The organism is Pseudomonas sp. 18175 (assembly GCF_050432925.1).
In the GTDB taxonomy this organism is placed as follows: Bacteria; Pseudomonadota; Gammaproteobacteria; order Pseudomonadales; family Pseudomonadaceae; genus Aquipseudomonas.
Genome location: NZ_JBKFTO010000031.1, coordinates 48563 through 61939 on the forward strand (window position 1 = coordinate 48563; position 13377 = coordinate 61939).

17 protein-coding genes are annotated in these 13377 nt (G+C 60.6%); 6 read left to right on the forward strand and 11 right to left on the reverse strand.

The window, feature by feature from the left end; all coding sequences use genetic code 11:
* Positions 1-80: 80 nt before the first annotated feature.
* A complete protein-coding gene (locus tag ACLD1Y_RS28655) occupies positions 81-1769 on the reverse strand; it encodes a phospholipase D-like domain-containing protein (protein WP_429481034.1) in 1689 nt (562 codons plus the stop codon).
* Between the two features lie 99 nt (positions 1770-1868).
* The gene (locus ACLD1Y_RS28660) at positions 1869-2303 is read right to left on the reverse strand and encodes a winged helix-turn-helix transcriptional regulator (protein WP_429481035.1); all 435 of its coding nucleotides are present in this window, start codon (positions 2301-2303) and stop codon (positions 1869-1871) included.
* A 98-nt stretch (positions 2304-2401) separates the two neighbouring features.
* Here ACLD1Y_RS28660 and ACLD1Y_RS28665 point away from each other — a divergent pair, with 98 nt between their 5' ends.
* Complete coding sequence (locus ACLD1Y_RS28665) at positions 2402-3100, forward strand: SDR family oxidoreductase (protein WP_429481036.1); 699 nt, start codon at positions 2402-2404, stop codon at positions 3098-3100.
* On the opposite strand, the gene ACLD1Y_RS28670 is transcribed toward ACLD1Y_RS28665, so the two are convergent.
* Entirely contained in the window at positions 3090-3974 is an 885-nt protein-coding gene (locus ACLD1Y_RS28670) for an NAD(P)/FAD-dependent oxidoreductase (protein WP_429481037.1), read from the reverse strand. The two genes, ACLD1Y_RS28665 and ACLD1Y_RS28670, sit on opposite strands and share 11 nt — an antisense overlap.
* Positions 3975-4118: 144 nt before the next feature.
* Between ACLD1Y_RS28670 and ACLD1Y_RS28675 the strand changes: the two genes are divergently transcribed.
* A complete protein-coding gene (locus ACLD1Y_RS28675; RefSeq protein WP_429481038.1) occupies positions 4119-4556 on the forward strand; it encodes an Rrf2 family transcriptional regulator in 438 nt (145 codons plus the stop codon).
* Here ACLD1Y_RS28675 and ACLD1Y_RS28680 read toward each other — a convergent pair.
* Positions 4553-5182 carry a ribonuclease T2 family protein gene (locus ACLD1Y_RS28680; protein WP_429481039.1) on the reverse strand — a complete coding sequence of 210 codons (630 nt, stop codon included), beginning with the start codon at positions 5180-5182 and terminating at the stop codon, positions 4553-4555. The genes ACLD1Y_RS28675 and ACLD1Y_RS28680 overlap by 4 nt on opposite strands.
* A gap of 36 nt (positions 5183-5218) precedes the next feature.
* On the reverse strand, positions 5219-6199 hold the full coding sequence (locus ACLD1Y_RS28685; RefSeq protein ID WP_429481040.1) for a Gfo/Idh/MocA family protein: 981 nt from the start codon (positions 6197-6199) through the stop codon (positions 5219-5221).
* A 127-nt stretch (positions 6200-6326) separates the two neighbouring features.
* Here ACLD1Y_RS28685 and ACLD1Y_RS28690 point away from each other — a divergent pair, with 127 nt between their 5' ends.
* Entirely contained in the window at positions 6327-6689 is a 363-nt protein-coding gene (locus ACLD1Y_RS28690; protein ID WP_429481041.1) for an NUDIX hydrolase, read from the forward strand.
* A 232-nt stretch (positions 6690-6921) separates the two neighbouring features.
* Here ACLD1Y_RS28690 and ACLD1Y_RS28695 read toward each other — a convergent pair whose 3' ends face one another.
* Genes ACLD1Y_RS28695 through ACLD1Y_RS28710 form a run of 4 tightly spaced genes read right to left on the reverse strand, consistent with a single transcriptional unit; the run spans position 6922 to position 8735 of the window.
* Positions 6922-7383 (reverse strand): periplasmic heavy metal sensor, encoded by a 462-nt coding sequence (locus ACLD1Y_RS28695; RefSeq protein ID WP_429481042.1) that lies wholly within the window; start codon positions 7381-7383, stop codon positions 6922-6924.
* The gene (locus ACLD1Y_RS28700) at positions 7380-7811 is read right to left on the reverse strand and encodes a hypothetical protein (RefSeq protein ID WP_429481043.1); all 432 of its coding nucleotides are present in this window, start codon (positions 7809-7811) and stop codon (positions 7380-7382) included. The genes ACLD1Y_RS28695 and ACLD1Y_RS28700 overlap by 4 nt, the downstream gene beginning before the upstream one ends.
* Positions 7808-8386 (reverse strand): RNA polymerase sigma factor, encoded by a 579-nt coding sequence (locus ACLD1Y_RS28705; protein ID WP_429481044.1) that lies wholly within the window; start codon positions 8384-8386, stop codon positions 7808-7810. The genes ACLD1Y_RS28700 and ACLD1Y_RS28705 overlap by 4 nt, the downstream gene beginning before the upstream one ends.
* Positions 8387-8423: 37 nt before the next feature.
* The gene (locus ACLD1Y_RS28710; RefSeq protein WP_429481045.1) at positions 8424-8735 is read right to left on the reverse strand and encodes a YXWGXW repeat-containing protein; all 312 of its coding nucleotides are present in this window, start codon (positions 8733-8735) and stop codon (positions 8424-8426) included.
* Between the two features lie 237 nt (positions 8736-8972).
* On the opposite strand from ACLD1Y_RS28710, the gene ACLD1Y_RS28715 reads away from it, so the two are divergent.
* Complete coding sequence (locus tag ACLD1Y_RS28715) at positions 8973-9113, forward strand: hypothetical protein (protein WP_429481046.1); 141 nt, start codon at positions 8973-8975, stop codon at positions 9111-9113.
* Here ACLD1Y_RS28715 and ACLD1Y_RS28720 read toward each other — a convergent pair.
* Positions 9110-9358, reverse strand: a complete 249-nt coding sequence (locus ACLD1Y_RS28720; protein WP_429481047.1) for a DUF1652 domain-containing protein — start codon at positions 9356-9358, stop codon at positions 9110-9112. The two genes, ACLD1Y_RS28715 and ACLD1Y_RS28720, sit on opposite strands and share 4 nt — an antisense overlap.
* Positions 9359-9603: 245 nt before the next feature.
* Here ACLD1Y_RS28720 and ACLD1Y_RS28725 point away from each other — a divergent pair, with 245 nt between their 5' ends.
* Positions 9604-10548 carry a sensor domain-containing diguanylate cyclase gene (locus ACLD1Y_RS28725; RefSeq protein WP_429481048.1) on the forward strand — a complete coding sequence of 315 codons (945 nt, stop codon included), beginning with the start codon at positions 9604-9606 and terminating at the stop codon, positions 10546-10548.
* A gap of 764 nt (positions 10549-11312) precedes the next feature.
* Here the strand turns inward: ACLD1Y_RS28725 and ACLD1Y_RS28730 are convergent.
* A complete protein-coding gene (locus ACLD1Y_RS28730; RefSeq protein ID WP_429481049.1) occupies positions 11313-12365 on the reverse strand; it encodes an AbrB family transcriptional regulator in 1053 nt (350 codons plus the stop codon).
* Between the two features lie 109 nt (positions 12366-12474).
* Here ACLD1Y_RS28730 and ACLD1Y_RS28735 point away from each other — a divergent pair, with 109 nt between their 5' ends.
* A complete protein-coding gene (locus tag ACLD1Y_RS28735; protein ID WP_429481050.1) occupies positions 12475-13374 on the forward strand; it encodes a LysR family transcriptional regulator in 900 nt (299 codons plus the stop codon).
* The last annotated feature ends 3 nt before the right edge of the window (positions 13375-13377 follow it).

Here is a 13377-nt window from a genome sequence, read left to right on the forward strand (position 1 = left end):
TTCCCTTTTGATGACGATCAAGAGGCTGTCACCGTAAAGGGCGAATCAGGCGCGGTATTGAACAAAATGCCCCCGCCACGCTATTTCACGAACAGTTCGCGGTCCCGGGCCTTTACGTGGCCGGGGCGGTAATAGGCGTCGAACCAGGGTTTTTCACCCGCAGCCGGTGGCTTGGCCAGGCGCAGTGTGTGCAGCGCATCAGGCTTGCCGGCATTGACGCGAAAGTGCAAATGGTCGAACAGCAACAAGGCCTGGATCGCATACACCACCGCCACTTTGCGGTCTTCGATACGGATCAGGTGGTCGCCGTTCTTCTTCTCTCCACCCTCGGCAAGGTTGGACGAACCGGTGTACACCGTAGGGTTGGCGCCGTTGAAGTCGGTGACCACAAACTTGTTGTGCACCATGTTCCCTGCATTGCCCGACCACTCTGACTTGAACGGCGCCGGTGCATTATTCGCCAGGTAGGCAAACGGCAGCAGCCCCACAGAACCATCGGGTTTGTACACCGCCAACTTGCCGGTGCGCTGGGCCACGCCGTAGGAAAATAGTGAGCGTTGCATCAACTCGTCCAGCGCGTTACGCACATGGCCGGTGATCTGGTTGAGAAACACGATGGAGTACAGCACCGAACCGGTGGCTTGCTCGATGCTGGCGGCAATCGGGTCCAGGGACAGCGATGCATCGGCATGGGGCGAAAAGCACAGCGAAACCCTGGAGCCGGGTTGATCACGCACCACCCACCAGCGCTGCGAGAGCGGGTTCTTGCGAAACGCCGTGGGCGCGCTCCAGTAGGCATCAAACACCTCGGCGAACTTGCCGGCCACGGCGGCATCATCAAACAACAGCACGTTGTTGGCCTGGATATACAGACCGCGCAAGGCAAAGTTGGTGGAGCCGCCCAACACCCGTATCGCCTGCCCGGCGCGGCGCACGATCAGCACCTTGTTGTGCTGCAAGCCAGAGAAATGCAGGCGTTTGATCTGCGCACCGCTGTCGCTGAGGCGTTGGGCGCTGATGCTTTCGCAACTGTCTGGCAGTTTTTGTTTGCCGCTGTCGTCAATGATCGCCCGCAGCCGGGGGCCCAGTTGCTCAAGGCGGCGCAGAATATCCGGCTCCTTGCTTTCAAACATCAGCGCATCGAGGGTCAGTTCGGGATCGTTCGCGACTTGATCCAGCACTTGCAGAATCAACTGTCGCGCTTCGAAGCCCAGCCATTGGTAGTTGGCTTCGAACGGTGTCATGTCCAGATCCAGAGCCGCCGATACGGGCGCGCCCGGTGGCGGCAGGATGCGGGTTTCGTTGTCGAATCGCTCGCCGTAGGCCTGGGAGGAAGCAAAACCCCGGGTAAAGCCAATGTTCAGGACATCGCTGATGGTTTGCGCCGCAAGGGAGATCTGGCTTTCCAGGCTCACGCCTTTGGTCAGCGTGCCGTGGGCATCCATGTAGCAGGCGGTGACCCGGTAGCGGTAGAAACCCGCGATGATCTCGCTGGGCACATGCACCCAGCGGAATTTCTGGAACGGCGCCTCGGTGGACAAAAAGGTACGCGGCCGTTCTGGGGTCGGCGGGTAATCGAAGTGCAGGCGGTTGCGCAGCGCCCCCCATTGGGGGGCATTGGGGTATTTGACCTCAATACTGAAACCGACGAAATCGCGGGTGGCCAGGTCGGGGGCGAGGTCGAAGGCCAAGAGTGCAGCGCCCTCCCCTCGGTACACCTTGACGGTCAGGCCTTGGGAGGTGGTCTTGCTTTCGAAGTCGGTGCTCATGGTGCGTCTCCTTTGCCGGAAGACCTCCGAACACCGGACGGGGCCAAAGCCCGCTCACCACGGGGAGGCGGTCCTTTGGAGTTTAGCGCCTGTTGGGTGTCAGGCCACTGGCGCCTGGGTGACGATGTCTTCGAGCTGCAGCACACGGCCATCCTCGGCCAGGATCTGCACCTTGCGCAGCGGCTTGAGGCTACGTGCATCCAGCACGCGGGTGCCAACCTCCTCAGGCTCGGTGAAGGCTTCGCCCCATTGCGCCAAGGTGACCAGCACCGGCATCAGCGCGCGCCCCTTGTCGGTCAGTTGATACTCGCTGCGCGCACCCACTTCACTGGTTTGCAGCAGGCCTTGCTCGACCATGTCCTTGAGCCGGGTGGCGAGGATGTTTTTCGCCACCCCCAGGTGCTTCTGGAAGTCACCGAAACGGGTCACGCCGGCGAAGGCGTCGCGGATGATCAGCAGCGTCCACCAATCGCCCACCACATCGAGGGCGCGAGCCACCGGGCAGACGTTTCCTTCCATGCATTTACGTTTCATTGTCGGGACCTCGAAAAATACAGTTGCATTATAGGACCGATACGCTCAGGATAAAAACGGTTTCATTATTAAACCTAACTCTCAGCGTGGAGCTCATCATGGATATTCGTGGAAAAGTGGTACTGGTCACCGGCGCCAATCGCGGCCTGGGCAAAGCGTTTGTCACGGCCTTGCTGGAAGGCGGTGCCGCCAAGGTGTATGCCGCTGCGCGTGACCCGAGCAGCGTGAACATCCCTGGCAGCACGCCGATTGCCCTGGACATTACCGATGAGGCCAGCGTACGGCGCGCCGCCGAACAGGCCAGTGATGTGAGCGTGGTGTTCAACAATGCGGGCTTTCTTAAATACGGTTCATTGCTGGCCGACGACAGCGTTGAGAACCTGCAACAGCACCTTGATGTAAACACGTTCGGCACCCTGCGGGTCAGCCGCGCCTTTGCACCGATCCTGGCCAAGCAAGGCGGCGGTGCGCTGGTCAATGTGTTGTCGGTGCTGAGTTGGCTGAGCCCTGCGGGTGCCGGCGGCTACAGCGCCTCCAAGTCGGCGCAGTGGGGCCTCACAAATGGCCTGCGCGCCGAACTGCGTGAGCAAAACACCCTGGTGATCGGCGTGCACCCGGCCTACATCGACACCGACATGGTGGCCGATGTGCAAGCGCCGAAAAGCACGCCCCAGGAAGTGGTCGCCCTCACCCTGCAAGCCTTGGCCGAGGACCGCGAAGAGGTGCTGGTCAGCGACACGTCCCATGGCGTGAAGGCGTCGTTGTCCAGCGACAGTCCGGTGTATCTCAACTATTGATCAATGAAAAGTGCGCGCCCGTGCCGGCGCGCACGCCCTCGCCCACTGCCAGCGCAACAGAGCCGGCAGCAAGCGACGTATCACCACAGGCGAACACGCCGGGCACCGACGTCTGGCGTGTGTCGCTGGTGTGAAGGTAGTGCCCGGTTGGCCCCTCGATCCGCTCACAACCCAATTGCTCGGCCAACGGGCTGATTCGAGTGCGTGACATCGTGAACACACCGTCAAGGTTGAACACCCGGCCGTCCTCCAATTCCAGGTCGACACGTTCACCGCCCAGGCATCGAACGATGCCACTTTCCACGCTCACTCCGCGCCGGTCCAACTGTGCCTGCTGCTCGGCATCCGGTGTGAAGACACCGTTGGTGAATAATGTGGTGGCCCCCCAGTCCGGCAGCATCAAGGCGTGATGCATCGCCAAGGGTGAGGTCGCCAATACGCCGATGCGCCCTTGGTCCAATTCATAGCCATGGCAGTAAGGGCAATGGAACACCCGTGTGCCCCAGCGTTCCTTCAGGCCTTCGATGGCGGGTAACTCATCGACCACACCGGTGGCAAGGATCAGCCGCCTTGCCTGGAACACGCCGTTGCATCGGGTGCGTACGCTGAAACCGTCCAACTGCCCTTCAACCTCAAGGGCATGGTCCTGCACCCAACTCACGCTGGGGTATTCCATTAATTGGCTGCGACCTTCGGCGGCGATAATTTCTGGTGCCTGGCCGTCCTGGCCGAGAAACCCGTGGGAAGTAGCTGCAAACCGGTTGCGCCGCAGCCCTGCATCGATCACCAGCACGCTGCGTCGCGCCCGTGCCAATTGCAGGCCCGCAGACAGGCCGGCATAGCTGCCGCCCACGATAATGACGTCATGCATCATGAAGGTGCCTCCCCATCCGATGCGCACGGTTATCCGCGCGCTTTCACGACACACCATAAGTTACGTAAAAATCACACGTCAATAGTCTCGCAACTTTTTAGGTTACGAACGATACTTTCGGCCGAACCGACCTGAGGCTTTTTGATGAGAAACGACACCCGCCTGTCGCGCATGCTCCATGTGCTGATCCACATGGGCCGCCATGAAGAACGCGCCACGTCAGAGACCATCGCGCAGATGCTCGGCACCAACCCGGTGGTGGTACGGCGCACACTCGGACTGCTCAAGGAAAAAGGCTATGTGCGCTCAGAGAAAGGTCACCAAGGCGGCTGGAGCCTGGGCAAGCCCTTGAGTGAGATCACCCTGCTGGACATTCACAACGCCCTGGGCACGCCGTCGATTTTCGCCATCGGCCTGTCCACCGACCACCCGGAATGCCTGGTGGAGCAAGCCGTGAACGCTGCGCTCACGGATGCATTCGAACAGGCCCAGACGCTGCTGTTGCAGCGTCTGGGCAAGGTGACACTGGCGCAGTTGGCCAATGATTTTGACGAGCGTTTTCGTGTGGCAATGCTGCCCTAGCGCTGTGCGGGAATGCGGATGTCACCGTCGCGGCACTGGGTTTTCACACTGCGCGGGCACCCGGCGAAGGCCAGGTCCTTGGTCAGGCACACGCGCACTTCGGAGAACACCTTGCCTTTACAGATCACCGCCAGCCCATGGTTGCCCATGCGAGGGTTGCTCTGGCGGAACAGGTCTTCGATTTCACGGGCCGTCAGCGACGGCGGCGTATTGAACGGCTGCAGTTGCTGCGGAATGTTCACCACCCCCAAGGCCTCGTCGGTCTTCTGCAGATACGCCAACGGTTCAAGCCCACTGCACGTGCCGTGTTTGGCCCACTCGTGCTTGAGCAATGAGCGCGTGGGGAACAACGCGGCGCCCTTCTCGATCGCTTCGCGGCTCAACGGCAACTGCGGTGCGCACGACGCCGGCCAACCACCCTTGGCGTACTGCGGCCACAGCCCGTGCAGCACAAACCCGTAGCCCTTGCCCGAACACTGTTCATTGTCCGGGTGCGTCAGGCAGAAGGTCGGTGACCACGACAGCGACAGCACATAAAAATCAAACACCCCAGGCGTGCCTTGGCTACGCGGGGCCGCCATCGCGCTTGTGGCCAGCGCCAGCCACAACAGCATCCAGTATTTCATCCGTGTATTCCTTGCAAAGAGAAAACCCTATCGCGCCTAGGCAGGAAGATGGGGGTTACGTTGTAGCACCTTGTCCAGGATCCGATCGGTCTTGAGCGCCTCGATGGCCAGCGACGGGTGCTCGGCCTCGCCACGAATATGCGCGTTCATTGCCAGCACGTGATGCCATTGGATATGGGCGTGGCACGGCACCGTCAACACTTCGTGGGTTTCGCTTTCAAGCTGTATCGGCTGGTCTTCGAACACCGAGAACTGGATACGCCCGCGGCTGCCGATCAGCTCGACCCGATCCTCACGGCGATCGGCGACGAAGTTCCAGCAGCCCATGCCCAGTGCACCGCTGGTGAAGGTCCAGCACGCGGTTACGGCGTCCTCGGCGGCATAACACCCGGCCTGGCGCGCGGTGAAGCCCGCCACTTCGACGATATCTCCGGCCAGGAACTGGAACAGGTCGAACCCATGGCTGGCCAAATCGGCAAAGTAACCGCCGCCGGCAATGGCCGGGTCGGTGCGCCAATTGGCTACGCTGGCGTCGTCAACAGCGGCGGGTTTGCACAGGTTCCAGGTCAGTTGGCGCAGTTCGCCGATGCGCCCGTCCCGCAGCCACTCACGCACTTGCTGGAAGCGCGGCAGTGAACGGCGGTAATACGAGACAAACAGATGCAGTCCGGCGCGTTCGAAGGTGCGCTGCATCAACGCGCTTTGCTCGGCATTCAGGGCCATGGGTTTCTCGACGCAGCAGTGCTTGCCCGCCGCCGCCACCATCAAACTGAATTCCAGGTGACTGTCGGGCGGTGTGGCGATATACACCGCGTCCACTTCGGGGTCGTCGATCAGTGCCTGGGCGTCGGTATAGAAACGCGCAATGCCATGGCGCGCCGCATAATCGCGCACGGCTTCTTCACGACGCCCCATCACGGCCACCAGGGCCGAACCTGGCGCTTTGTAGAATGCGGGTCCACTCTTTAACTCAGTGACGCTGCCACAGCCGATCATGCCCCAGCGAACGGTAGTCATGGATTCTCCTCGTGCGTTTTCATCAATCGGGCAGTATCCACATCCCTACCGTCCTGTGCCAGACGCACTTAGCATGACAATTGCATTACACTTTTGTGACATTCATCCAACTGCAGGGGCACAGACGATGAAAATTCGGGCAACGGTCATTTGCGAACACGAGGGGCATATCCTCTTCGTGCGCAAGGCCAGATCAAAATGGACCTTGCCGGGCGGCAAGGTTGAACGTGACGAACGCCCGGTGGGCGCCGCCGAGCGCGAGCTGGAAGAAGAAACCGGGTTGAATGTGGATGGCTTGCTCTACTTGCAGGAGTTAAAAGCCCGCGACACGGTGCACCATGTGTTCGAGGCTTCGGTGGTGAACATCGCGCAGGCACGGCCGTGCAATGAGATCGTTGATTGCCAATGGCAGGCTTATGGGGCCCTGGATCAGTTGGACACTACCGACGCTACCCGGCATATCGTCAAATCCTTTCTGCGGCGCTTGTAGAGCGGGCTTGTTGTGGTGGACTGGTTTGTTGTGGTGAGCGGGGCAAGCCCTAATGCCAGTGAGTTAAGGGCAAACACCGTCAGTGTGGCGAGGGAGCTTGCTCCCGCTGGGCCGCGTAGCGGCCCCAAAGATGGGACTGCTGCGCAGTCCAGCGGGAGCAAGCTCCCTCGCCACAGGTTAGCTTTTACTCTTTCTAACCCTTAACTGACTGGCATTGGGGCAAGCCCGCTCACTACAACCTCCCGTTCTTGGCCTGCCCACGCATGTACAGCGCCTCCACCAGTTTTTTCCGCTCATCCTGAGGCAAGGTGCTGGCGAACTGCGCCAACGTCGAGTCCACCAGCGCCCGTAACGCTGCATCGGCCTCCCGGGCCTTGGCCAATTCGATCACCAGCTCATCGCGGTCCAGGGTCGGCGCCTCCAACTGCTGGATCACCCCCATGCGTGCCTCGCGGCCGGCCATGACCAGCGGTTGGCTGTCGGCCTTGTTATGACGCAGCAATTGGCGCAGTTCCTTACGACGCTCAGGCGGCAGCTTGAACATGGCCTGGCGCAGGCCGTGCTGGTTGACCACCGCTTCGGCGGGCTTGGCACTGGCCCTCCAATGGTAGAGGCCACCGCCCACCCCGCCGATCAAGAACACATTGAGCAGCACCGAAACGAGCAACCACGGTTTAAGGGATCTGACGGTCATTGCTCGGTTTCCTCGGCGTTGACGGTGAAGATGACTTGCGCGTCGCCTTGGTCGAAGATGCTGGGCAGCACTTCGGATGAGAGCATCGGCAGCGGCACACTCATGGACGCCACCAGCATGCCGGTGACGATGCCGGCAATGCCCACGCCCACCACCCCGGCGGGCGACAGCCAACTGGCGTAGCGCGACCAGAATGAAACACGCCGGGGCGCCGACTGGCGAATCTGCTGGGCCAATCCCGGGTCGGCAAAAACCACGTGATGGCTATCGAGTTGGGCATCCAGCCAACCGGCCTCATTCAACGCGTCGCGGGCGATGACGCTGCCGCTCTCCAACAGCGACCGGGCAGGCGCTTGCTCCGCCACAGGCCAACGGCGCACGTCCGCACCATAGGCGTCAGCCAAGTGAGCAAATCGTTCGGGTGTCATGGTTTTCCCCTTCCTGGGCGGGCAAGCCCGGGTGTATCGGACAGTTGACTGCGCAACTGGCGTCGGGCCCGCGACAGCAGGCTCTCCAGTGCCTCGACACTGACATTCATCAGCGCCGCGGCGTCGATGTTCGACAGCTCCTGGTAATACTGCAGCACAATGGCTTCGCGCTGACGCTCGGGCAATGCCGCGAGCGCAGCGCTCATGCGCGCGCTGCGGTCGGCGGTTTCCAGCTGCTCATCCAGGGACGGCGCGCTGTCTGCCAGCTCCAGTGCCGCCTCTTCATTGAGCGGGCGTTCCTTGCGCCGTCGCAGGCGGTCATGGCACAGGTTAAGCGCCACCCGGTGCAGCCAGGTATCAAAACGCGCCTCACCACTGCGCCAACTGGCCGCCTGGCGCCAGATGCGCAGGAAGCTTTCCTGGGCCACGTCCTTGGCCTCATCGGCATCCCCCAGGATTCGACCGGCGAGCGCCAGCAGGCGCGGCAGTTTGCGCGTCACCATTTCGCTGACGGCGGCGGGTTCGTTTTTACCGATACGTGCCAGCAACTCAACGTCCGGATCAGTGTCTTTCAATCGGGCAGTTCTCGGTCCGGGGGCTAAGGCTCAGGGTTCAGCGGCTCCAATGCCCTTCACGCCAGTACCAGTTGGGGCCGCGTGACTCCCAATGGCCAGGTGCCCAGCGTGCGTTGTGCATCACCGGCTGCCAGTGGCCGGGCACCCAGGCGTAGCCCCCCCGCGCCCACTGCCAGTGGCCCCGGTCCCAGGCGTAACCGGGGCGCTGCGCGGGGATGATCTCCACACGTTCGGCCGGTGGCGCCTGGCGAATAATGACTTCGGTCTGGGCAAAGCTTGGGGTACTCACAAACGCTGTCAGCACCAGCGGGGCAAGCAAGGCAAAGCGCAATTTGGCCAGGGACTTCATGGCAACTCCTTCATGCAATGGGCAAAAGTGCCGGTTGCTGACGGGTTGAACGCTGGGTGCCGAAACAATCCGTCGCGGCTGCGTGAAATTTTTCCGGCAGGGGTCGAGGGCAGTATTGCCGATGGGATGGCGAGGCTGGATGAAATGTTTGAAAGCGTTGCGACGGATTTACGCAGGCGCCAGCGTTAAAGGATTAACGCCGCTCAACCCAAGCCGCTCACCCCAAGAGGAAATACCATGTACCGCCGACTGTCCATGCTGGTTGCCGCATTGCTGATCGTCAGCCTCAGCGGCTGCATTATCCTGCCCGAACACCGCCATTGCTGCTGGCGCTACTACGGCGCGGCTGATACGCCAAGCCAAGTGGCCAACAGTTAACCGAACGCCGCAAACCCACGGCGACCGGCCTTGATCTCGGTACGCAGTTCACCGATGAGGTTTGAGATGGAACGGATGCTGTCCAAACCCTCGGGAGACACGCGAGTCAACAGCAAATCCACACGGCCGGACTCTGGCTCGAAAATGCTGATACGCAGCGAACCATCGCTGTTTTGCGTGCAATCGCAGGCCAGCGGCAGAAAACCCGAGGCCATGATGCGATTGAATTCGACGAGTGAAATCATGCTCCGCACCCTTCCCCGGGCTCCACCCAGTCGTTGTGATGCAAGCAGCGTAGATGAGGTTTGCGGGGCCATCTAGCCAATCATTCAAAAGTGTTATCCACGCCTCATTTCACCCCGAAACCGACGAAACACTGGCGCCAGAAAAGCCTCAAGCGACCTCTCGTCTGCCCGCCGGGGCAACACTTGACTCCTGGCGCCGATCACAAGACGCTCTTGGCTTTTGCCCACACTCCCGAGCAGCGCCCATGAGCATCGAACCCCCGAGCCAGCCCGACAGCGACGTGTACAAAACCTTGCTGGAGTCGACCAAGGCCATCCCCTGGCGCATCGATTGGCAGAGCATGACCTTCAGCTACATCGGCCCGCAAATCGAAACGTTATTGGGCTGGACGCCGCAAAGCTGGGTCAGCGTGGATGATTGGGTTGAGCGCATGCACCCGGATGACCGCGAATACGTGGTGAATTTTTGCGTGTCCCAATCCCGCGCCGGTGTGGACCACGAGGCCGACTACCGAGCGTTGACGGTGAATGGCGACTATGTGTGGATCCGCGATGTGGTGCACGTGGTGCGCAAGGATGGCGAGGTTGAGGCGCTGATCGGTTTCATGTTCGATATCAGCGAGCGCAAGAAGACCGAAGAACACCTGGTGCGCCTGCAAAAGCAACTCGAAGAGTACTCCTACCAGGACGGCCTCACCGGCATCGCCAACCGGCGCATGTTCGACACCGTGCTGGAACGGGAATGGGCCAGCGCCCAGCGCAGCCAGTTGCCGCTGTCGTTGATCATCCTGGATATCGACTTTTTCAAGCAGTACAACGACCACTATGGCCATATCAAAGGTGATGAATGCCTGCGCCAAGTGGCGAACACCCTGTCCAAGGCAGCGAACCGGCCACGGGATTTCATTGCACGTATCGGCGGCGAAGAGTTTGTGTGGTTGCTACCGGAAACCGACGCCGCTTCTGCCAGGCAGGTGGCGCAACGTTGCCTGCATCTGATCCGCCAACAGCAGATTGAACACAGCTTTTCGCCGGTATCGAACCTGTTGAGCCTGAGCCTGGGCGTGGGTACCCGTATCGTCACGCCAGACGCGCCGATGCTGGGTTTTGTCGAAGACGTCGACAAGCTGCTGTATCAAGCAAAACGCAACGGGCGGATGCGCGCAGCGTTTTCCGAAGAAGAACATTAATGCCGAGGGTAAATCGCGGGCAAAAAAAATCCCAAGTAGCTGATGGAAACTTGGGATTTAAAAATGCATAAACCGTGGGAGGTGAACGCCCGCGCATCATAGCGATTGATAATACGTGTCACAAGACTATTTGATTCCTTTCGTCGGAATAAAACAGCTGTAAGTCATTCAATAACCACATGTTTTTTAGGGTGACGAGGTGTATGGGTGCTGCTTTTTGGTGCAACTAACTCCAATATAACCATTTATAAAAAATGGTTATCGCTTGTTTGCACTTACATCGGCGCATCTTTCGAAAGTCCCCTTGTTACTTGTGGTGGGCGGGCTTGCCCTGGCAGGCGGTCCACTCTTATCGCTTGTACGCCGTTCCAATGTGGGAGCTGGCTTGCCTGCGATAGCTATGTGTTGGGCGCTAGGGCGTTTGGGTCGGAGTACATATCCGTTATTTGGGTGAAGGCTGATATGGGTTTCGCCTTTACGGCGAGTCACTTTGGAAAAGAGCCCCAAAGTAACCAAAGGGCTCTTGCCCCACCACTCGGCACCTCGCCTAGGCTCGGTGTGCCCTCTCTCCGGCTTGAATCCGTGGGCCGCCGCAATGGGCCATCCATGGCCCAGTGCGGCTAACCCGGCGTCCTGCCGGGTTACCCACGGATTCAAGCCTGCGTTCGGCCAGCGTGGTTTGACGGGGCGCCTAAGATCAAGATCAAAAGCTAAAGAGCCAGAGCCAGAGCCAGAGCCAGAGCCAGAGCCAGAGCCAGAGCCAGCTAAGCAGATTTTGCACTGGCCGGCGCTTGAGCATGGAATGCCGGACACAACAGCCGATACAGCGGCAGGCACGCCGCCTGGATCAACAGCATGCGGATCACTTGCATGGCCGTCACCAGTGTCACGGCCAGGCCCAGGGCTTCGGCGGTCAGGCTCATTTCTGGCGCGCTGCCGGGCATCATGCCCAGGGCCAACGATAGCCATGGAATGCCCAACCCGGTACCCAGCGCCCATGCGGCCAGTGCCGTGGCTGTCACTGAGCCGGCCAGCAGCACCAACACCTTGCCCAGCAAGCCCGGCGCGCGGCGCAGGAAACTCCGATCGAAGGTCACCCCCAGCGCGCAGCCGATCAACACCTGGCCACTGCCACTGAGCCAACCTGGCATGCTCATCGACAGGTTATTGCAGCCCACCCCCACCGCGCAGATCAGAAACGGTCCGAAGGTCCAGGGGTTGGGCAACTTGTAGTGCTGGAAACCCAACGCCGCCAACCCGCTCATCGCCAGGATAAAAATCAGCCACGGCCAGATCACCGGCAACGGCGCATGGGCAGCCACAGCGGGCAGGCCGAAGGTGGCGACAGCAGGTACCGTCAGCAGGATCAGCAACAACCGAATGCTGTGGGCGGCGGCGATAAAGCTGGTGTCCGCCTGGCGTTGGCGCCCCAGGTGCACCATCTCGCTGGAGTTGGCTGGCATCAGCGCAAAAAACGCGGTGCCAAAGGGCACGCCCCAGCGGTGCAGGATCAGCACCGAACACACGGCCAGCACCAGTGTCAGCAGCACAGCGGTGACGATCAGCCCAAGATGGGCCGCCACTTGCTGCATCACCGGCAAGGTGAAATGGCAGCCAATCGCGACCGCCACAATAAGTTGCCCGGCCTGGCGACCATGGGGAATGTCCGGCACCCCGGCACCGGCACAACGGGTGAGCATCACCGCCACCAGCGAACCAATCACCCAGGGCAACGGCCACCCTGCCCAACTGGCAACACTGCCGCCTAAAGCGCCCACCATCAGGGTTACGAGCCAGTACTGGCGAAGATTAAGCATCTTGTTAAACCCGACATGGAGAAGAATGCCGACAGGTTATAGACTTGCCATCATCACAAAAAATATCCATTTGTGAAGCCAGCGATCATCTTTTGTTATGCGAGCCCGTATGAACCTGAAAGCCCTGGAGTACTGCGTCGAAATCGCCCGCCAAGGCAGCTTTACCAAGGCCGCGCAGGCGCTGCACGTGGCGCAACCGGCGCTGAGCATGGCGGTAAGCCGGTTGGAAGATGAATTGGGCGTTGCGTTGTTCAACCGCGCCACGCGACAGATCAGCGTGACTGCCGAAGGCCAGCTGTTCCTGGCGCGCGCCGAAGCCTGCCTGGAAGGCTTGGCCGGTGCCCGGCGCGAGTTGCAGGACCTGACGCAGTTGCACAGTGGCGAAATCCGCGTCGGCATCCCGCCGATGTATGGCATCCGCCATATACCTGAGTTGCTGATGCAGTTCCGCGCCCAATACCCCGGTATTGCCATGCATGTGGTGGAAGGCAGCGCCGATGACATCAGTGCGCGCCTGGCCACGCGAGATATCGATGTGGCATTGCTGGAGTCACGGCGGGTGGACCCGGACTGGGAGTCGGTGTTGCTGGGCAGCGATGAGATGGTGCTGTGCATGGCCCAACAGCATCCGCTGGCGGGCGCGTCGTCAATTACCGCAGAGCAGTTGCAGGCCGAGCCGATGCTGGTGTTCGACAACACGTTCCTGCAACGCAATCTGCTGGATGCCTTTTGCAACCAGGCCCGCGTACGTTTCAGCATTGCCCTCGAAAGCAATTTCGTGCCGTTGGTGATTACCGCCACGCGCAATGGCATGGGGGTTTCCACCTTGCTGCGGTCGGTTCAGGAGCAAGAGCCGGGGTTGGTTGGAGTCTCGTTCAAGCCAGCCCAGTTCATGCATTTCAACCTGTGCTGGCGCGCCAGTGAATACCTGTCCCAGGCCAATCGGCGGTTTATTGAAACGGCGAAGGTGTATTTCCAGGAGGATGCCAGCTCGCCGCTGTCGCGTTAAGCC